Source organism: Pseudomonas sp. (assembly GCF_030696055.1).
GTDB lineage: Bacteria > Pseudomonadota > Gammaproteobacteria > Pseudomonadales > Pseudomonadaceae > Aquipseudomonas.
The window spans coordinates 1-18,293 of record NZ_JAUYNP010000004.1; the positions used below are offsets into that span (position 1 = coordinate 1).

Sequence of the window (18,293 nt, forward strand, 5' to 3'; positions counted from 1 at the left end):
CTCGGAACGTTCGATATAGGGTTGCAGGCTGCGATTGGGCTTGGCCACCGAGACCACGCCGATAATCTGCGCGCCGTCCATGATAGGCGCGGCCACATACATCACCGAGGAGTCCGGGTCAGCTGGGTCTTCCTTGGTCGAGCGCGCGCCGTACTCGCCGCGCAGGGTCAGCAGCACATCGTTCCAGCGCGAGTAATCCTGACCCACGGCCACGCCGCTGGAGTCCAGCAGGACTATGCCGCGAGCGTCGGTGACATAGATGCGGTGGTTGACCTGGGTCTTCTCCAGGCCCCAGATCTGCGCCCGCGGCGTGCGCTGGCCATAGGCCTTGAGCAGCTCGGGCAAGCGGCTCTGCTGCAGGCTGCCAGCCTTGACCTCGCCCTGGAGGATTTCCGCCAGCAGGTTGGCGGTGTCCACCAGGGTCTCCTCTGTACTCTGGCGCACGCCGGGGCGGATCTCGTCCATCACGGTGCTCAGCACAAACCAGCCGGCCAGGCCGACGAAAAGGAAATACACCAGGAAAATACGTACGCCTAGAGGCATTACCGACCACCTTAGAAGCTGTTGTTATGCGATCGCCAAGAACCTGTTTAGGATTTTTTGAGCTAGAGCCAGGCAAGGCGAAATTGGGCGAGGATGCGGAGTTTACGAGCTGTAAATGAGCAGTCCGATCCCAACTTCAACGCAGCATGGCCGACGATCAAGAGATCCTAGACCGGTTCTCAGACCAGCCTCAGGCTATAGCCCAGGCCGCGGTGGGTCTGGATCGGCTCGGCATCGGCCGCCACCTGGCGCAGCTTGGCGCGCAGGCTCTTGATATGGCTGTCGATGCTGCGCTCGTAACCGGCCTCCAAGGCCACGCCCAGGCCATCGAGCAACTGCTCGCGGGAAAACACCCGTTCGGGCTGGCCGAGCAGATGTTGCAGCAGGCGGAATTCGTGACGGGTCAGGCTGAGCAGCTGGCCGTGGTAGTGGATCTGCACCCGCTCGCTGTCCAGCTGGAAGGGCCCGCTGGCGCTGGTCGCGGCAAGCGGTTCGCGCGGCGCCATGCGTTTGAGGATGGCCTTGACCCGTGCCGCCACCTCCCGCGGGCTAAAGGGCTTGACCACATAATCGTCGGCGCCGATTTCCAGGCCGACCACCCGTTCGATCTCCTCGCTGCGCGCGGTCAAAAAGATCACCGGCACCTCGGAGAAGCGCCGCAGGCGTTTGCACGCCTCGAAGCCGCTGATATCCGGCAGGCCGACATCGAGAATCAGCAGATCGGCCGGACTGCGCTGCTGCTCGGCCAGGGCTTGCTCGGCCAGGCTTAGCCAGCGGGTAGTGAAGCCCTCGCTTTGCAGGGCGAAGATCAGGGTATCGGCGATGGCGGCTTCGTCTTCGACAATCAGAATATGCGGCATGGGCGTCCTGCTCGTGGGCAACTCGGCGAGGAGCCTGCGGCAGGCCGCCCGCAGCGTCAAGCGTCGTACCCCAAGGGGCGAATGCACGGCCCGTTGTAGCCTGGATGCAATCCGGGAATGGTTTGGCGGGAGACAGATCGCCCCGGATTGCATCCGGGTACAGGACTGAACAGCGCAGGTAGACGGCTCAGCAACGTAGGGTGGGTTAGCGGCGCAAAGCAGTGAGCCTGAGAGTATCCCCGCAGGTTGAGCGCCGCGTAACCCACCAGCCCGTTAGCCATGCCGCCACAGTGGTGGGTTACGGCGCATCAGTATCCGCGCGCAGTGCAGAGACCAGGCAGGCGCCCCACCCTACGCTTTAATCCAGGGTAAAGCGCCGGGTATTCTGCTCCAGGGCCTGGCTGCCCTGGCGCAATTGCTCGGCGGCGTGGCTCACCGCCTGGGCGCCTTCGAGCAGGGAGCTGGCGGCCTGATCGACCTGCTGGATATTGCCGCTGACTTCATCGGCGGTGGCCGCCTGTTGCTCGGCGGCGGTGGCGATCTGCGCCAGGCGATCGCTGACCAGTTGCACCGATTCGACAATGGCGGCGAGGTCTTCGCCCATGGCCAGCACGCTGCCGACATCACCCTCGGCCTGGCGCACCGCGTCCTCCATCATAGTCACGGATTGGCCGACCACGCGGTGCAGGTTGGCCACGGTTTCGGCGATTTCCGCCGTGGAGTTCTGCGTGCGCTGGGACAGCGAACGCACTTCGTCGGCCACCACGGCAAAGCCGCGGCCCTGATCACCGGCCCGCGCCGCCTCGATGGCGGCATTCAGCGCCAGCAGGTTGGTCTGCTCGGCGATGCCCTTGATCACGTCCACCACCCGGGTGATCTGCTCGGTCTGGGTGCGCAGCTGCTGCAGGGTCTGCGCGCTATCGCCCAGACGGCTGCTGAGCTGGCGCATGCTCTGGCTGGTGCGGGCGCTGCGCTGGTTGCTCTGGTTGGCGATCTCGCGGGTTTGCCCGGCTTCCACCGCGGCCTGTTCGCAGCTCTGCGCGACGCTTTGCGCGGTGGCCGCCATTTCGGTGGCGGCGGTGGCGATCTGGCTCATCTGCGCCTGTTGCTGCTCCACCGACTGCAGTGCGTTGCGCGCCTCGGCGCTGAGCATCTGTACCGTGCCGCCGAGCTGCTGGCTCTGCTGGTTGACCCCCTGCATGGAGTCGCGCAGCTGGCCCACGGCGGCGTTCAGCGCCCGCGCGATATTGGCCAGGTCATCCTCGCCATGCACCTGCATGCGTACGCGCAAGTCGCCATCGCGCAGGCCTTCGGCGGCCTGGATGATGCCCGCGGTGCTGCGGCGGATCGAGGCGTTGAGGCAGAACAGCACGTACAGCGCCAGCAGGGTCAGCACACTGAACACGCCGACCGCCTCGACCATGCTGGTCAGCGCCTTGTCCCGGTAATTGCCCAGGCTGGCGGCGAACTGCTGCTGCAGCGCCTGTTGCAGGCCGTTCAGCTGGCCTTGCAGGGCCTCGATGCGCTGCACGAACTGCGCAGGCGTCAGGGCCATGGGGCTGGCCTCGAACATGTCGCGGTCGATCCCGGCGAGGAAGCTTTCGTAGCCCTGCAGCGCCTGCTCATAGGGCTCCTGCAATTGGCGCATGGCCAGCGGGGCCTCCTTGTTGAGGGTGGTTTGCGCCTTGAGCAACTGGCTGCGCGACTCATCCAGATTGCGCCGCAGGTCGCGGATCAGCACCCGGCTCTGCAGGGTGAAGTGCTGCGACACCACGGCGCCATAACCTTGACTGGCGAAGCTGCCCAGCTGCTCCAGCAGGCGCGGCAGGATATAGGTCAGCTGCTCCATCATCAGGTAGGTGTCGAGTTGCGGGTCGAGGATCAAGCCGCTGTCGGTGGCCACCTGTTCGCGCAAGGCCAACACCCCCAGCAGGGTCTTTTGGTAACGTTCCAGGGCATCGGGCAGGGCCAGCTTGCCCAGGGTAGCGACGCTCAACTCGGCGCGTCCGGCCTGTAATCCTTGGAAATGTTGGCGGGCCTGGGCGCTGACCAGCTCGGCCTGCAGCGGCAGTTCCAGCTCTTGCAAGGCCTGGTCGAGGCCGGCGGAGCGTTGCTGCAACAGCGCCTGGGCCTGACTATCGGTGCCCTTCCAGCGCGCCAGCAAGGTGCGCTGCTCGATCAGCGCCTGCTGCACGCCCGCCATGCCCTGCAGCGCCTGCATGCCTTGCAGCTCGTGATCGATGGCGCGTAGGCGCTCCAGATAACTGCTGCTGATCACCCACAACGAGAAGCCCAGCGGCAGGGCAAACAAGACGAACACCAGTTGAAACTTGCGCGCGAAGCTAAAACGCTCCAGCAGCCGCACACCCGGTTTGAGTACTCCAGTCATAACTACCTCACCCTTGTGTAACGCACCTTCTAGGTGGGTGCGCTAAAGCAGTGCACCAAGCAAGAACCGCGCCCGAGTTAAACGCCAACTAACAGGCAGTTGGCTTGAGCGGCGCTCAGCCCAGCGGGTACGCAGCTGCGACCATTGCCGTTGGGCTTCGGCGCTACGCGCTGCAACAGCTGTCCAGAGCGTAGCCCGGATGCAATCCAGGAGCGGATTGGCAGGCGGTAGATTTCCCCGGATTGCATCCGGGCTACAAAAACGCCGATCACCCGCTTTAACTGAACGGCATCAGGCTCGCTGCCTAGCAACAACGGCTAGAGCCCGCTCCAGAGCCCATCAAGGTTGCTAAATCCCCAGTCGGCGGCGGATTCCCGCCCGACTATCTTGTCGCGCCCCGCCAGCTTGGCCAGGTCGACTACCTCTGGGGCTATCTGGCTCTGCGTCTTGCTCGAGAAAAACACCTTGACCCTGGGCGTCAGCAGGGAGTTGGCCTGCTGCTCCAGCACCACGCCGATACGGCCACTGTCCAAGCGCACCAGGGAGCCGGTGGGGTAGATGCCCACGGTCTTGACGAAGGCCTGGAACAGCGTGGCGTCGAAATGCCCTTGCCACTCGGCCATCTTGCGGATCGACTCGGCCGGGTCCCAGCCCTGCTTGTAGGGGCGATTGGAGGTGACGGCGTCATACACATCGCAGATCGCCCCCATGCGCGCGAACAGGCTGATGCGCTCGGCGGTGAGGCGGTGCGGGTAGCCGCTGCCATCGACCTTCTCGTGGTGGTGCAGGCACACATCCAGCACCTGGGCGCTGACCTGCCCGCTCGCCAGGAGCATGCGCGCGCCGGCTTCGGGGTGGTCGCGCACGCAGGCGAATTCGCTGTCGGTCAACTTGCCGGGTTTGTTCAGCACCTCGTTGGGCACCGACATCTTGCCGATGTCATGCAGCAGCCCGGCCAGGCCGGCGTCACGCACCTGGTCTTCGCCCAGACCGAGCTGGCGGGCCAGGGCGATCATCAGGGCGCAGACCGCCACCGAGTGCATATAGGTGTATTCGTCGGCATTTTTCAGGCGCGCCAGGCTGATCAGGGCATTGGGGTGGCGCAGCACCGAGGCGGAGATTTCCTCGACCAACTCGCCGGCCTGCTCGAACTGCAGGGCCTGGCCCATGCGCGCATCGGCGAACATGTCGAGCACCGCCGCCTTGGAGCGCTCGCAGAGCTGGGCGGCGCGCCGTACTTCCTCCTCCAGGGCGCTACTGGTCGGCAGCGGTACGCTCGCGGCGGCGGCCAGCAGCTGCTCATCGACCTTGGCCTCGACCTCTGCGTGGCTGGCGCTGGCGACCCCCGCCGCGACATCCAGGCCCTTGCTGACATCTATCCACAGCTCGCCGATGCTGCTGGCGCGGATGCGCTGCAGGTCTTTTTCCGTCTGCAGGAGGAATTTGGAACGCCAGAAGGGATGATCCATCCAGGCACCACAGAACTCGTGGATATACATGCCGATACGCAGGTCGGCCACCGCGATGCACTTCAACATGGATAAGGCTCGGATAGGAGGTCGCGCAAACTGTCCTAGCAGCGTAGTCGATCCGCCCGCGCCCCGAGCGTCGCCGGGCAGCTTGGAAGGGCTGGCGCTACTGCTTATTATGGCCCGCCATCCCTGGCGGCCACCCTGCGGGCCGTCGCTACGCGACGTTAAAAATGGCTCCCGGCCATTTTTTATCGTGCCTCTGCGTCTTAGGAGTTGCCATGTGCCGCCTGCTGAGAGGTCTTAGCGTCATAGTTCTGCTGCTGCTCAACACCCTGCTGCTGATCGGCCCCTTGCTGCTGATCGCCCTGGGCAAGTTCATCCTGCCGGGCAAAAGCCTGAAGACCCTCAGTTCGCGCGGGGTGATGGCGGTGGCGGAAAGCTGGGCGGAGATCAACAAGCTGATCTTCGCCAGCCTGCTGCCGACCCAGTGGGATATCCGCGGCAGCGCCGAGCTGCGGCAGAGCACCTCCTACCTGGTGATCAGCAACCACCAGAGCTGGGTGGACATTCCGGCGCTGGTGCAGGCGTTCAACCGCAAGACGCCCTACTTCAAGTTCTTCCTCAAGCAGCAGCTGATCTGGGTGCCCTTGCTCGGCCTGGCCTTCTGGGCCCTGGATTACCCCTTTATGCGCCGCTACTCCAAGGCCTTTCTGGCCAAGCATCCAGAACTGCAGGGCCAGGATCTGGCCATCACCAAACGCGCCTGCGAGAAGTTCAAGGACCTGCCGGTGACCGTGGTCAACTACCTGGAAGGCACCCGCTTCACCCCGGCCAAGCATGCCGAGCAAGGCTCGCCCTACCGCTACCTGCTCAAGCCCAAGGCCGGCGGCGTGGCCTTTGTCCTCGCCGCCTTGGGTCAGGGGCTGGATAAGGTGCTGGATGTCACGGTGGTTTATCCGGGCACACGGACGCCTGGCTTCTGGGCGCTGGTCAGCGGCCAGGTGGACAAGGTCATAGTGGATATCCAGACCCGCGAACTGGACCCGGCGCTGTGCCAGGGCGACTACGAGAACGACCCGCAGTTTCGCCAGCTGGTGCAGGACTGGGTGTCGCGCTTATGGGAACAAAAGGATGCGCGCATCGGCGCGTTGCGAGCAGAGTGAAGGATAAATCGTAGGCACGAAAAAGGGCGGCCTGGGCCGCCCTTGTTCATTTATGCCGCGCTGAACATCTTGTGCGGGTCGATGACGAATTTCTTCGGCACGCCGGCATCGAACTCGCCGTAACCGCGCGGCGCGTCGTCCAGGCTGATCACCTGCACGCCCACCACTTCGGCGATATTGATGCGGTCCCACATGATCGCCTGCATCAGCGCGCGGTTGTACTTCATCACCGGGGTCTGGCCGGTGTGGAAGCTGTGGGACTTGGCCCAACCCAGGCCGAAGCGGATGCTCAGCGCGCCGATCTTCGCCGCCGCGTCCACCGCGCCCGGGTCTTCGGTGACGTACAGGCCGGGAATGCCGATCTTGCCGGCGACCCGCACCACACCCATCAGCGAGTTGAGCACGGTGGCCGGGGCCTCGTGCTGCACGCCGGCATGGCCATGGCCGCGGGCCTCGAAGCCCACCGCATCCACCGCGCAATCGACTTCCGGCTCACCCAGCAGGGCGGCGATCTGTTCGTGCAGCGGGGTGTCCTTGGACAGGTCGGCGATCTCGAAGCCCTGAGCCTTGGCGTGGGCCAGGCGCACCGGGTTGACGTCGCCGACTATCACCACCGCCGCGCCAAGCAGACGGGCCGAGGCGGCAGCGGCCAGGCCGACCGGGCCGGCACCGGCGATATACACGCTGCTGCCCGGCCCCACTCCAGCAGTCACAGCCCCGTGGTAGCCGGTGGGCAGGATGTCGGACAGGCAGGTCAGGTCGCGGATCTTCTCCATGGCCTTGTCGCGGTCCGGCAGTTTCAGCAGGTTGAAGTCGGCGTAGGGCACCATGGCGTATTCGGCCTGGCCGCCGGTCCAGTCGCCCATGTCGACGTAGCCGTAGGCGCCACCGGCGCGGGCCGGGTTGACCGACAGGCAGACCCCGGTGTGCTGTTCCTTGCACGAACGGCAGCGGCCGCAGGCGACGTTGAACGGCACCGAAACCAGGTCGCCGATCTTCAGGTTCTCCACGTCGCGGCCCTTCTCGATCACCTCGCCGGTGATCTCGTGGCCCAGCACCAGACCGGTTTGCGCCGTGGTGCGGCCGCGCACCATATGCTGGTCGGAGCCACAGATATTGGTGGATACCACTTTCAGGATGACCCCGTGCTCGATCTTCTTGCCGCGCGGGTCCTGCATTTTCGGATAGTCGATCTTCTGTACCTCGACCTTGCCAGCGCCGAGATACACCACACCACGATTACCAGACATAGATAGTTCTCCGTTGTTGTTGTGAATACAAAGGCGCGTCCCATGGCCGCGCGGCCTTGCACTGGAGCGTTGGGTCTTTCATCTGTTGCGCGGGAGAGACCGCCAAGGGCAGAGCGGTACCGCCTCTCCACTGTGTTGCTTGGGTGATGGGTTAAACCGCTGCGCGGCTAACCCATACGACGAACCGTTGCGGGTGGGACCGAGACATTGGCAGTCGGTTGGCCCACCCGTAGCCCGGATCTTGATGGGTATCGCTTCGCTCAACCCATCCTACGAATCAGGCGTGCAGCACTACGGTGCGGTTGGCGTTGAGGAACACCCGCCGCTCGAGGTGGTAGCCGATGGCCTTGGCCAGGGTCTGGCATTCGATGTCGCGACCCTTGGCGATCAGGTCCTCGGGGTAATGGGCGTGGTCCACCGACTCCACGCCCTGGGCGATGATCGGCCCCTCGTCGAGGTCGTTGTTGATGTAGTGGGCGGTGGCGCCGACCAGCTTGACGCCCTTCTGGTAGGCCTGGTGGTAGGGCTTGGCGCCCTTGAAGCCGGGCAGCAGCGAGTGGTGGATATTGATCGCCCAGCCGTCCAGCTTGCGGCACAGCTCGGGCGACAGCACCTGCATATAGCGGGCGAGCACCACCAACTCCGCCCCTGTCTGCTCGATTACCTGCAGCACCTGGCGCTCCTGCGCCGGCTTGTCGTGGGGATCGAGGGGGAAGTGGTAATAGGGAATCTCGTGCCAGCGCGCCAGGGGCTCCAGGTCCGGGTGGTTGGACACCACCGCCACCACGTCCATGGCCAGGTGGCCGATGCGCTGGCGATAGAGCAGGTCGTTGAGGCAGTGATCGGCCTTGCTCACCATCAGCACCACCTTGGCCCGGTAACCCGGCGGAGTCAGTTCGGTGTGCATGTCGAAGGGCGCCAGGCGCTCGTTCAAGCCGACGCGAAAGGCCCGCTCGTCGAAGTCGTCGGGCTGGCGGAACTCCACGCGGATAAAGAAGCGCGAGGACAGCCGGTCATCGAAGCTGTGGTGCTCGGTGACGTAGCAGCGCTGCTCGAAGAGAAAACGCGTCACCGCATCCACGGTGCCAAGCACGCTCGGGCAATGGGCGGTCAGAATCCAGGTATCCGGGGTGCGGCTCATGGTGCGACTCCGATGACGGCATGCGATTTATGCGGCGGACAAACCTTCGGTATGTCCGCCGAGTGACCGTAGGTTGGCGTTGAGCGAAGCGATACCCAACGAGTGCGCCGGGAGATGTTGGGTATCGGCGCTGCGCGCCTCCACCCAACCTACGTCTTGGCCTGTTTACGCCTTGATGGCCAGGCCATACTCGGCGCTGGCGTCCTGCAGCCACAGCCAGATGTAGTCGGCGAAGCTGCGCCGCACCAGCAGTTCCCAGCAGTCCTCGCCGGTGTGGCGAATCACCAGTTGCGACTTGGCGAACACGGTGCCGACCGCCTTGCCCACCGGGAAGTTGCTCGGGTGCACGTCGTAGCTGCTGGACTTCATCAGCAGTTCGCGCACCTTGGGCCCGGACAGCTCGAGGAGGGTCTGCCCGCCGCTGACGTTGACCAGCGAGATATGCTGGCCGTCCAGGGCCGCGCGCAGCTTCTGCTCGACGGCGTACTCGCTGCCGCCCGGCACTATCAGCAGCCACTCATCGGGGGCCAGCCACTGCAGCGAGCTGTCGGCATTGGCCACCAGGGTCAGGGCCACCGGCAGTTCCAGGCCGGTGGCCTGGTGCACGCCGCCGGCGAAGGCTGGGTCCTTGGCGTCGCCGCGCAGCACCAGATGGCCGAGCAGCTTCTTCTCGCGCAGAGTGATGCCTGCCGTGCTCTTGCCCTTGCGCACCAGCTCGTCGAGGCCGGCGTGGAATAGTGGCGACTCGCCGCGGACGGCGTCCGGGCGTTGTTTGTAGACGTTGACGTTAGACATTCTGGCGGTCCCCTTTAGGGTCGTAGAACACCGGGCTGACGATTTCCGCTTCGACCAGGCTGCCGTCCACCAGCGGCGCGAACACGCGCTCGCCGATACGCTTGAGGCCGCCCTTGACCAGGGCCATGGCGATGGAATGCTTCAGCGCCGCGCTGGCGTAGCTGGAGGTGACATGGCCGACCATGCTCATGGGGATGGCCTGCTTGGGATCGAACACCAACTGCGCGCCTTCCGGCAGCACCTTGTTCGGGTCCAGGGGCTTGAGCCCCACCAGCTGCTTGCGCTGCTCGCGCACACAGTCCTCGCGGTTCATGCCGCGCCAGCCGATCCAGGAGAAAGGCTTGGTGCGACCGACGCACCAGCCCATGCCCAGGTCGTCCGGGGTCACCGAACCGTCGGTGTCCTGGCCAACGATGATGAAACCCTTCTCGGCGCGCAGCACGTGCATGGTCTCGGTGCCGTAGGGGGTCAGGCCGTATTTCTTGCCCGCCTCGACGATCTTTTCCCACACGCCCAGGGCGTAGTCGGCCTGCACGTTGACTTCGTAGCTCAGCTCGCCGGTAAAGGAGATGCGGAACACCCGCGCCGGTACGCCGCCGACCTTGCCTTCCTGCCAGGTCATAAAGGGGAAGGCATCTTTATCCAGATCGATATCGGTGACTTCCGCCAGCAGCTTGCGGCTGTTGGGGCCGGACAATGTCATGGTGGCCCAATGGTCGGTGACCGAGGTGAAGTACACCTTGAGCTCCGGCCATTCGGTCTGGTGGTAGATCTCCAGCCACTCCAGTACCCGGGCGGCGCCGCCGGTGGTGGTGGTCATCAAGAAGTGGTTGTCGGCGAGACAAGCGGTGACGCCGTCGTCGAAGACCATGCCGTCTTCCTTGCACATCAGGCCGTAGCGGGCCTTGCCCACATCCAGCTTGGTCCAGGCGTTGGTGTACACGCGGTTGAGGAACTCGCGGGCATCCGGGCCCTGGATATCGATCTTGCCCAGGGTCGAGGCATCCAGGATACCCACCGCGTTACGCACCGCCAGGCACTCGCGGGCCACGGCGGCATGCAGGTCTTCACCGTTTTTCGGGAAGTACCAGGGGCGCTTCCACTGGCCGACGTCCTCGAACTCGGCGCCATTCTGCAGATGCCAGCTCTGCATGGCGGTGTAGCGTTTGGCCTCGAACAGCGCGCCACAGTGACGGCCGGCGACGGCGCCGAAGGTCACCGGGGTGTAGTTCGGGCGGAACATGGTGGTGCCCATTTCCGGGATGCTGATGCCCAGGGAGCGGGCGGCGATGGCCAGACCGTTGATATTGCCCAGCTTGCCTTGGTCGGTGCCGAAGCCCAGGGCGGTGTAGCGCTTGACGTGCTCCACCGACTCGAAACCCTCGCGGGTGGCTTGCTCGATACCGGCGGCGGTGACGTCGTTCTGCAGGTCGACGAACTGCTTGGGCGCGCGCGCCGTGGATTTGTCGTGGGGCACCTGGAACAGCGCCACAGTCGGCTCCTCGAAGCGCGTCTCGGTCTGCGGCAGGCTGCCGCCGATGGCCTTGAAGCCCGCCTCGGTCGCCGCATTGGCGCCGGCCGCGAAGCCATCGGCGAACACATCGCCCAAGGCGAACACGCCGTTGACCGCACCGGCGCACAGACGCTTCTGCAGGCCCTCGCCGGGGACGAAGGCGAGGATATCGGCCTGCCAGGTCGGCTTGCCGCCCAGGTGCGAAGCCAGGTGGACCACCGGGCTGTAGCCGCCGGAGCTGACGATCAGGTCGCAGTCGAGCATCTCGCCCGGGCTGCTGACCTTGTGGCCTTTCAGGTCGATGGCGCAGACCCGCGCACCGCTGACGCGCTTGCTGCCACGGGCTTCCACCACGGCGCTGCCGGTGAGGATGCGCACGCCACGCTTGCGCGCCTCTTCCACCCAGCTGCCGCGCGGGTTGCTGCGCGCATCGGCGACGGCGACCACCTGCAGGCCGGCGTCGAGCCAGTCGAGCACCACGCGATAGGCGTAATCGTTGTTGGTCGACAGCAGCAGCTGCTTGCCCGGGGCCACGCCGTAGCGGCGCACATAGGTGGACACCGCATCGGCCAGCATATTGCCCGGCACGTCGTTGTTGGCGTACACCAGCGGCCGCTCGTGGGCGCCGGTGGCCAGCACCACGCGCTTGGCGCGCACCCGGTGCATGCGCTGACGGACCATACCCATGGGCGCGATCTCGCCGAGGTGATCGGTGAGGCGCTGGTGAATGGTGAGGAAGTTGTGGTCGTGGTAGCCGTTCACCGTGGCGCGCGGCAGCAGTATGACTTCCGGCATGCTCGACAGCTCGGCCAGCGCCTGGGCGGCCCAGTCGGCGGCGGGTTTGCCGTCGAGGGTTTCGCGGGTGCTGAGCAGGCTGCCGCCGAACTCTTCCTGTTCATCGGCCACAATCACCCGCGCGCCGCTGCGGGCGGCAGCCAGGGCTGCGGCCAGACCGGCGGCGCCGCCACCGACCACCAGCACGTCGCAGTGCTGGTTCATATAGTCGTAGCTGTCCGGGTCGTTGGCCTTGGGTGCACGACCCAGGCCCGCGGCCTTACGAATGTACTTCTCGTAGGTCAGCCAGAGGTTCTGCGGGTACATAAAGGTCTTGTAGTAGAAGCCCGGTGGCATCGCCTTGCCGCCGACCTTGCCGAGAATGCCCATCACATCGTTGTTCACGCTCGGCCAGCCGTTGGTGCTGTTGGCCACCAGGCCTGCGTACAGCGCCTGCTGGGTGGCGCGCACGTTGGGGATCTGCGCGGCCTCGTTGCTGCCGATCTGCAGCACGGCGTTCGGCTCTTCGGCACCGGCGGCGACTATGCCGCGGGGCCGCGAGTACTTGAAGCTACGCCCGACTATGTCGACGCCGTTGGCCAGCAAGGCGGCGGCCAGGGTGTCGCCGGCAAAGCCTTGGTAGCTCTGGCCGTTGAAGCTGAAACTGAGAGGCTGGCTGCGGTCGATGCGGCCACCTTTGGCAAGACGATTGACCTGGCTCATGCCGTTACTCCTTGGTCGATGGCCTTCTTCGCGGCGAGGCTGGCCTCAGTCACGCTGGGCCGTTCGCCGATCTTGTAGGTTTCGAGAATTTCGTAGGTCACCGTGTGACGGGTGGCGTTGAAGTATTTGCGGCAGCCGCTGGCATGGATCCACAGCTCGTGGTGCAGGCCGCGCGGGTTGTCGCGGAAGAACAGGTAGTCGCCCCATTCCTCGTCGGTGCAGGCGTTCGGGTCCAGGGGGCGCGGGATATGCGCCTGGCCCTTGGCGTGGAACTCCTCTTCGGAACGCAGCTCGCCACAGTGAGGGCAGAAAATATGCAGCATGATCGGTACCTCCAGAAAACCTTCCGTCCTCTCCCGCCGGGAGAGGCAGCCTAAATCAGTGCGCCACCCCGGCCGCGCCGTGCTCGTCGATCAGCGCGCCGGTATGGAAGCGCTCGATGGAGAACGGCTGGGCCAGCGGGTGCATCTCGCCCTTGGCCAGGCTGGCGGCGAATACGTGGCCCGAACCCGGGGTGGCCTTGAAGCCGCCGGTGCCCCAACCACAGTTGAAGAACAGGTTCTTCACCGGAGTCTTGGCGATGATCGGGCAGGCGTCCGGGCTGGTGTCGACGATGCCGCCCCACTGGCGGTTCATCCGTACCCGCGACAGCACCGGGAACATCTCGACTATGGCCTGCAGGGTGTGTTCGATGGTCGGGTAGGAGCCGCGCTGGCCGTAGCCGTTGTAGCCGTCGATACCGGCGCCGATAACCAGGTCGCCCTTGTCCGACTGGCTGATATAGCCGTGCACCTGGTTGGACATGATCACGCTGTCGATGATCGGCTTGATCGGCTCGGACACCAGCGCCTGCAGCGGGTGCGATTCCAGCGGCAGGCGGAAGCCCGCGAGCTTGGCCATATGTCCGGAGTTACCCGCGGTGACCACGCCGACGCGCTTGCCACCGATAAAGCCGCGATTGGTTTCCACGCCTATGACCGCGCCGTTTTCCTTGCGGAAGCCGATCACTTCGGTCTGCTGGATCAGGTCCACGCCCAGGGCGTCGGCGGCGCGGGCATAGCCCCAAGCCACCGCATCGTGACGGGCGACGCCGCCGCGGCGTTGCAGGGAGGCGCCGAGCACCGGGTAACGGGTGTTTTTGCTGCAATCCAGATAAGGAATCAGGTCCTCGACCTGCTTGGTGTTCAGCACTTCGCCGTCGATGCCGTTGAGGCGGTTGGCGCTGACCCGGCGCTCGACGTCGCGCATGTCCTGCAGGGTGTGGCCGAGGTTGAACACGCCACGGGCCGAGTACATGACGTTGTAGTTGAGGTCCTGGGACAGGCCTTCCCACAGCTTCATGGCGTGCTCGTAGATGCGCGCCGACTCGTCCCACAGGTAGTTGGAACGCACGATGGTGGTGTTGCGCGCGGTGTTACCGCCGCCCAGCCAGCCCTTCTCGATCACTGCGACGTTCTTCACGCCGAATTCCTTGGCCAGGTAATAGGCGGTGGCCAGGCCGTGGCCGCCACCACCGACGATGATCACGTCATACACCGGCTTGGGCGTGGGGTTGCGCCACATCCGCTGCCAGTTCTCGTGGTGGCTGAACGCGTGCTTGATTAGGCCGAAGCCGGAATAACGTTGCATGGCAATGCTCCTGAAATCTGGGTACTGCACCAATCAGCGGCTAGCGACTAACGCTACAAAAACGCAGCGGTTCAGCGATATACGGGGTAATCGGCACACAGACCGGCCGCCAGGGTGGCCACCTGGGCCTCGACATCGGCATCGCCTAGGTGGTCGAGCACATTGCAGATCCAGCCGGCCAGCTCGATGCTCTGGGTTTCCTTGAAGCCGCGGGTGGTGATGGCCGGGGTGCCGATACGCAGGCCCGAGGTGACGAACGGCGACTGCGGGTCGTTCGGCACGGCGTTCTTGTTTACCGTGATGCCGGTGCGGCCGAGGGCGGCGTCGGCGTCTTTGCCGGTGATGCCCTGCTTGATCAGGCTGACCAGGAACAGGTGGTTGTCGGTGCCGCCGGATACCACATCAAAACCGCGCTCGATAAACACCTTGGCCATGGCCTTGGCGTTGTTGATCACCTGCTGCTGGTAGTCCTTGAAGCCGGGCTCCAGGGCTTCCTTGAAGCACACCGCCTTGGCCGCGATCACGTGCATCAGCGGGCCGCCCTGGGCGCCGGGGAATACCGCGGCGTTAAGCTTCTTCTCGATGTCCGGGTTGGCGCGGGCCAGGATCAGACCGCCACGGGGACCGCGCAGGGTCTTGTGGGTGGTGGTGGTGACCACGTCGGCGAAGGGAATCGGGTTGGGGTACAGGCCGGCGGCGACCAGGCCCGCCACGTGGGCCATATCGACGAACAGCAGCGCGCCGACCTTGTCGGCGATGGCGCGGAAACGCGGGAAGTCCAGGGTCTTGGAGTAGGCGGAGAAGCCGGCCACTATCATCTTCGGCTTATGCTCCACGGCCAGACGCTCGACTTCGTCGTAGTCGATCAAACCGGTGACCGTGTCGATGCCGTACTGCACCGCGTTGTACAGCTTGCCCGAGGACGACACCTTGGCGCCGTGGGTCAGGTGGCCGCCGTGGGCCAGGCTCATGCCCAGGATGGTGTCGCCGGCGTTGATCAGCGCCAGGTACACCGCGCTGTTGGCCGAGGAACCGGAATGCGGCTGGACGGTGGCGTAGTCGGCGCCGAACAGCTGCTTGGCGCGGTCGATGGCCAGCTGCTCGACCACGTCGACATGCTCGCAACCGCCGTAGTAACGCTTGCCCGGATAGCCTTCGGCGTACTTGTTGGTCAGGCCGCTGCCCTGGGCTTGCATCACCCGCTTGCTTGCGTAGTTCTCCGAGGCGATCAGCTCGATATGATGCTCCTGACGGCTTTCCTCGGCGTTGATGGCGCGGAGCAATTCGTCGTCGTAGCCCTGAATCTGGTCGTGCTTGCTGAACATCGCTGATCTCCTGCGGCACCTGGGTGCGGCGCGCTTATATGTCGGTCATGGGTCGGTCATGGGGACTGCTCCCAGTTGCAACCGATGGTATGACTCGCCCTGATAGGTCAGATGCCTGTGCACGCCACGGGAGATTGCGTTTGCGACATGGCCTGTCGCTCACGCGCAGCCCGCCGGGCGGGTGCAACCCGCCAGTCGTAGCCCGGATGCAATCCGGGGGCTCTATCGCGGATGTCCCGGATTGCATCCGGGCTACGGGAACCACTGGCGCACCCCGACCAGCAGCAGAAAATGCCCGGGATACAGCAGATAGGCCCAGCGCCGCAGCGCCGGCACCGGCCAGGCCAGGGGCTGGCGCAATAGCCACAGGCCGAACAGCGGCGCCAGGGCGCAACTGAGGAGCACCGCCCAGGCGAAGGGCTCGCCCCGCGCCGCATCAGCATAGAAAGGCGGCCAGTAGTTGGCCAGCAGGCTCAGCAGCACGGGGCAGATCCAGGCCGTAGCGGGTCGCTGCAAGGCATAGAGAAAAGTCGCCGGCAGCAAGGCCCCGGCCAGGCCGAACATCAACCAGGGATTGGCCACAGCCGCCACCAGCAGCGCAACCAGGCCCAGCCAGCGGCGCTGACCCTGGGGATGCTGCAGACCGCTGGCGATCAACAGCCCCAGGGCCAGGGTCGGCAGCACATTGAGCGAGCGTGGCTCGGCCACCAGCAGCCGATAGGGCCACTCGGCAATCAGCGAAAAACCCAGTAGCCAGCCCAGATAAGCCAGCGGCACGCCAGCGCGCGTCGCCGCCTGCGGCCGCGCCAGATTGGCGGCTATGGCCAGGCAGAACAACGGAAAAGCCAGGCGCCCGGGGATATAGAGCCAATACAGCGGCGGCCAGACGTGGCGCAGATGGTCGAGCAGCATGCTCAGCAGCGCCAGCCACTTGAGCAGATCCAGGGCGGCGTCACGGGTTGGGCGGCTCGGGGCTGGGGTGGCGTTCGGCATAGCGGCGGTTATCGCTCGGCGGCTCTTGCCTGACCTTAGCTCAAGGCCGGTCACCAGGCCTGCGCGCCCCCGGCAAATAGCGCCTGGAGTAAACAAGATGTCGCAGCGGCGGCGGCAAACCGGGCGCCGCTGCGACTAGAGTAAGGCCATGCGCCGACTCCCCAGCCGGCGCCCGAATAGCCCGAATGGATAGATAGAAGGAACTAGCCATGCCCGACCTCTCGCAACAGTTCGCCAGCGACAACTATTCCGGCATCTGCCCGGAAGCCTGGGCCGCCATGGCCGAGGCCAACCACGGCCACGAGCGCGCCTATGGCGACGACCAGTGGACGGCGCGCGCCGCCGATCATTTCCGCCAGCTGTTCGAAACCGACTGCGAGGTGTTCTTCGCCTTCAACGGCACCGCGGCCAACTCCCTGGCCCTGGCCTCGCTGTGCCAGAGCTACCACAGCGTGATCTGCTCGGAGACCGCCCACGTCGAGACCGACGAATGCGGCGCCCCGGAGTTCTTCTCCAACGGTTCCAAGCTGCTGCTGGCCAGAACCGAAAACGGCAAGCTGACCCCGGCGGCGATCCGCGAGATCGCCCTCAAGCGCCAGGATATCCACTACCCGAAACCCAGAGTCGTCAGCCTGACCCAGGCCACCGAAGTCGGCACCGTCTATCGCCCCGAGGAAGTCCGCGCCATCAGCCAGACCTGCCGCGAGCTGGGGCTGAACCTGCATATGGACGGCGCACGCTTTGCCAACGCCTGCGCCTTTCTCGGCTGCAGCCCGGCCGAGCTGACCTGGAAGGCCGGAGTCGACGTGCTGTGCTTCGGCGGCACCAAGAACGGCATGGCGGTGGGCGAGGCCATACTGTTCTTCAACAAGGACCTGGCCGAGGACTTCGACTATCGCTGCAAGCAGGCCGGCCAGCTGGCCTCGAAGATGCGCTTCCTGTCCGCGCCCTGGGTCGGCCTGCTGCAGAACCAGGCCTGGCTGAAGTACGCGCGCCACGCCAACCACTGCGCGCGCCTGCTCGCCGAACTGGTCAGCGACGTGCCGGGGGTCAGCCTGATGTTCCCGGTGGAAGCCAACGGGGTGTTCCTGCAGCTGTCCGAAGCGGCCCTGGAGGCCCTGCGCGCCAAGGACTGGCGCTTCTACACCTTTATCGGCGCCGGCGGCGCGCGCTTTATGTGCTCCTGGGACAGCGAAGAGGCGCGGGTCCGCCAACTGGCCGCGGATATCCGCGCGGCGATGCAGGCGGAGTAAGGCGATGAGCGGGGCGGCGGGGCGGGCGTGCAGTTCGTCCGCTCGCCCACGCAGGCCAGATAACTCGGACTACTCTGTCAGTAATCGCATGGCCTTGGCGCTGACACACCCTGGGAGTACGCCTATGGAAAGCACAGACAGTCTCGAACTCAGCCTGGAAGAGCTGAGCATCGAGCCACTGGAGCCCGCCAGTGAGCCCAGCGGAAAAGCCAAGGCGCCGGCCCACTTCCAGATCGACACCCGCGGCAAAACCGAGCGGCGCACCCAGGGCGACCGGCGCAACTCGATCCGCTTCGAGCAAGATCGCCGCGCCAGCGCCGACCGCCGCGCCGGCCCCAAACCCTGGGCGCCGGGTACGGATATTTAACCCGGGTATTGACTACCGAGTTCCTAGGCTGGACAGGGCGCAGTCTGGTCCAGCAACGCCGCCCGCCACGAAGGCCTGCCCCGCTTGGCGGCCGCTCAACCAC

The 18,293-nt window shown here is 65.3% G+C and carries 14 protein-coding genes and 1 pseudogene; 3 read left to right on the forward strand and 12 right to left on the reverse strand.

Annotation, left to right across the window (positions count from 1 at the left end; genetic code table 11):
* The 4 genes and pseudogenes from Q8Q83_RS00160 to Q8Q83_RS00175 all read right to left on the reverse strand — a co-directional run.
* A pseudogene (locus tag Q8Q83_RS00160) lies at nt 1-543 on the reverse strand (two-component system sensor histidine kinase CreC); the annotation flags it as partial.
* Nucleotides 544-722: 179 nt separating this feature from the next.
* A complete protein-coding gene (creB, locus tag Q8Q83_RS00165; protein ID WP_305620074.1) occupies nt 723-1,403 on the reverse strand; it encodes a two-component system response regulator CreB in 681 nt (226 codons plus the stop codon).
* Between the two features lie 358 nt (nt 1,404-1,761).
* Nucleotides 1,762-3,792, reverse strand: a complete 2,031-nt coding sequence (locus Q8Q83_RS00170; protein ID WP_305620076.1) for a methyl-accepting chemotaxis protein — start codon at nt 3,790-3,792, stop codon at nt 1,762-1,764.
* Between the two features lie 317 nt (nt 3,793-4,109).
* Nucleotides 4,110-5,330 carry an HD-GYP domain-containing protein gene (locus Q8Q83_RS00175; RefSeq protein ID WP_305620078.1) on the reverse strand — a complete coding sequence of 407 codons (1,221 nt, stop codon included), beginning with the start codon at nt 5,328-5,330 and terminating at the stop codon, nt 4,110-4,112.
* 212 nt (nt 5,331-5,542) lie between these two features.
* Between Q8Q83_RS00175 and Q8Q83_RS00180 the strand changes: the two genes are divergently transcribed.
* Nucleotides 5,543-6,427, forward strand: coding sequence for an acyltransferase (locus tag Q8Q83_RS00180; RefSeq protein WP_305620079.1), 885 nt, complete (start codon nt 5,543-5,545; stop codon nt 6,425-6,427).
* Nucleotides 6,428-6,477: 50 nt separating this feature from the next.
* Here the strand turns inward: Q8Q83_RS00180 and fdhA are convergent, their stop codons facing one another.
* The 8 genes from fdhA to Q8Q83_RS00220 form a co-directional block, all read right to left on the reverse strand.
* The gene (fdhA, locus tag Q8Q83_RS00185) at nt 6,478-7,677 is read right to left on the reverse strand and encodes a formaldehyde dehydrogenase, glutathione-independent (protein WP_305620081.1); all 1,200 of its coding nucleotides are present in this window, start codon (nt 7,675-7,677) and stop codon (nt 6,478-6,480) included.
* A 277-nt stretch (nt 7,678-7,954) separates the two neighbouring features.
* Nucleotides 7,955-8,818, reverse strand: a complete 864-nt coding sequence (gene purU / locus Q8Q83_RS00190) for a formyltetrahydrofolate deformylase (protein WP_305620083.1) — start codon at nt 8,816-8,818, stop codon at nt 7,955-7,957.
* A 165-nt stretch (nt 8,819-8,983) separates the two neighbouring features.
* Nucleotides 8,984-9,613, reverse strand: a complete 630-nt coding sequence (locus Q8Q83_RS00195) for a sarcosine oxidase subunit gamma (RefSeq protein ID WP_305620084.1) — start codon at nt 9,611-9,613, stop codon at nt 8,984-8,986.
* Nucleotides 9,606-12,623 carry a sarcosine oxidase subunit alpha gene (locus Q8Q83_RS00200; protein WP_305620086.1) on the reverse strand — a complete coding sequence of 1,006 codons (3,018 nt, stop codon included), beginning with the start codon at nt 12,621-12,623 and terminating at the stop codon, nt 9,606-9,608. Before Q8Q83_RS00200 ends, Q8Q83_RS00195 begins: the two co-directional genes overlap by 8 nt.
* The gene (locus Q8Q83_RS00205; protein WP_305620088.1) at nt 12,620-12,946 is read right to left on the reverse strand and encodes a sarcosine oxidase subunit delta; all 327 of its coding nucleotides are present in this window, start codon (nt 12,944-12,946) and stop codon (nt 12,620-12,622) included. Before Q8Q83_RS00205 ends, Q8Q83_RS00200 begins: the two co-directional genes overlap by 4 nt.
* Before the next feature lie 55 nt (nt 12,947-13,001).
* Entirely contained in the window at nt 13,002-14,252 is a 1,251-nt protein-coding gene (locus Q8Q83_RS00210) for a sarcosine oxidase subunit beta family protein (protein WP_305620090.1), read from the reverse strand.
* A 71-nt stretch (nt 14,253-14,323) separates the two neighbouring features.
* A complete protein-coding gene (gene glyA, locus Q8Q83_RS00215; protein ID WP_305620092.1) occupies nt 14,324-15,577 on the reverse strand; it encodes a serine hydroxymethyltransferase in 1,254 nt (417 codons plus the stop codon).
* 252 nt (nt 15,578-15,829) lie between these two features.
* Nucleotides 15,830-16,570 (reverse strand): TraX family protein, encoded by a 741-nt coding sequence (locus Q8Q83_RS00220; protein WP_305620094.1) that lies wholly within the window; start codon nt 16,568-16,570, stop codon nt 15,830-15,832.
* A 209-nt stretch (nt 16,571-16,779) separates the two neighbouring features.
* On the opposite strand from Q8Q83_RS00220, the gene Q8Q83_RS00225 reads away from it, so the two are divergent.
* Both Q8Q83_RS00225 and Q8Q83_RS00230 read left to right on the forward strand, forming a co-directional pair.
* Complete coding sequence (locus Q8Q83_RS00225) at nt 16,780-17,823, forward strand: low specificity L-threonine aldolase (protein ID WP_305620095.1); 1,044 nt, start codon at nt 16,780-16,782, stop codon at nt 17,821-17,823.
* Between the two features lie 124 nt (nt 17,824-17,947).
* Complete coding sequence (locus tag Q8Q83_RS00230; RefSeq protein ID WP_305620097.1) at nt 17,948-18,190, forward strand: hypothetical protein; 243 nt, start codon at nt 17,948-17,950, stop codon at nt 18,188-18,190.
* The last annotated feature ends 103 nt before the right edge of the window (nt 18,191-18,293 follow it).

Coding starts and splice junctions, on each gene's coding strand:
- purU (WP_305620083.1), bottom strand. CDS start 8,818: ATGAGCCGCACCCCGGATACCTGGATTCTGACCGCCCATTGCCCGAGC.
- creB (WP_305620074.1), bottom strand. CDS start 1,403: ATGCCGCATATTCTGATTGTCGAAGACGAAGCCGCCATCGCCGATACC.
- Q8Q83_RS00210 (WP_305620090.1), bottom strand. CDS start 14,252: ATGCAACGTTATTCCGGCTTCGGCCTAATCAAGCACGCGTTCAGCCAC.
- fdhA (WP_305620081.1), bottom strand. CDS start 7,677: ATGTCTGGTAATCGTGGTGTGGTGTATCTCGGCGCTGGCAAGGTCGAG.
- glyA (WP_305620092.1), bottom strand. CDS start 15,577: ATGTTCAGCAAGCACGACCAGATTCAGGGCTACGACGACGAATTGCTC.
- Q8Q83_RS00230 (WP_305620097.1), top strand. CDS start 17,948: ATGGAAAGCACAGACAGTCTCGAACTCAGCCTGGAAGAGCTGAGCATC.
- Q8Q83_RS00200 (WP_305620086.1), bottom strand. CDS start 12,623: ATGAGCCAGGTCAATCGTCTTGCCAAAGGTGGCCGCATCGACCGCAGC.
- Q8Q83_RS00195 (WP_305620084.1), bottom strand. CDS start 9,613: ATGTCTAACGTCAACGTCTACAAACAACGCCCGGACGCCGTCCGCGGC.
- Q8Q83_RS00170 (WP_305620076.1), bottom strand. CDS start 3,792: ATGACTGGAGTACTCAAACCGGGTGTGCGGCTGCTGGAGCGTTTTAGC.
- Q8Q83_RS00220 (WP_305620094.1), bottom strand. CDS start 16,570: ATGCCGAACGCCACCCCAGCCCCGAGCCGCCCAACCCGTGACGCCGCC.
- Q8Q83_RS00205 (WP_305620088.1), bottom strand. CDS start 12,946: ATGCTGCATATTTTCTGCCCTCACTGTGGCGAGCTGCGTTCCGAAGAG.
- Q8Q83_RS00225 (WP_305620095.1), top strand. CDS start 16,780: ATGCCCGACCTCTCGCAACAGTTCGCCAGCGACAACTATTCCGGCATC.
- Q8Q83_RS00180 (WP_305620079.1), top strand. CDS start 5,543: ATGTGCCGCCTGCTGAGAGGTCTTAGCGTCATAGTTCTGCTGCTGCTC.
- Q8Q83_RS00175 (WP_305620078.1), bottom strand. CDS start 5,330: ATGTTGAAGTGCATCGCGGTGGCCGACCTGCGTATCGGCATGTATATC.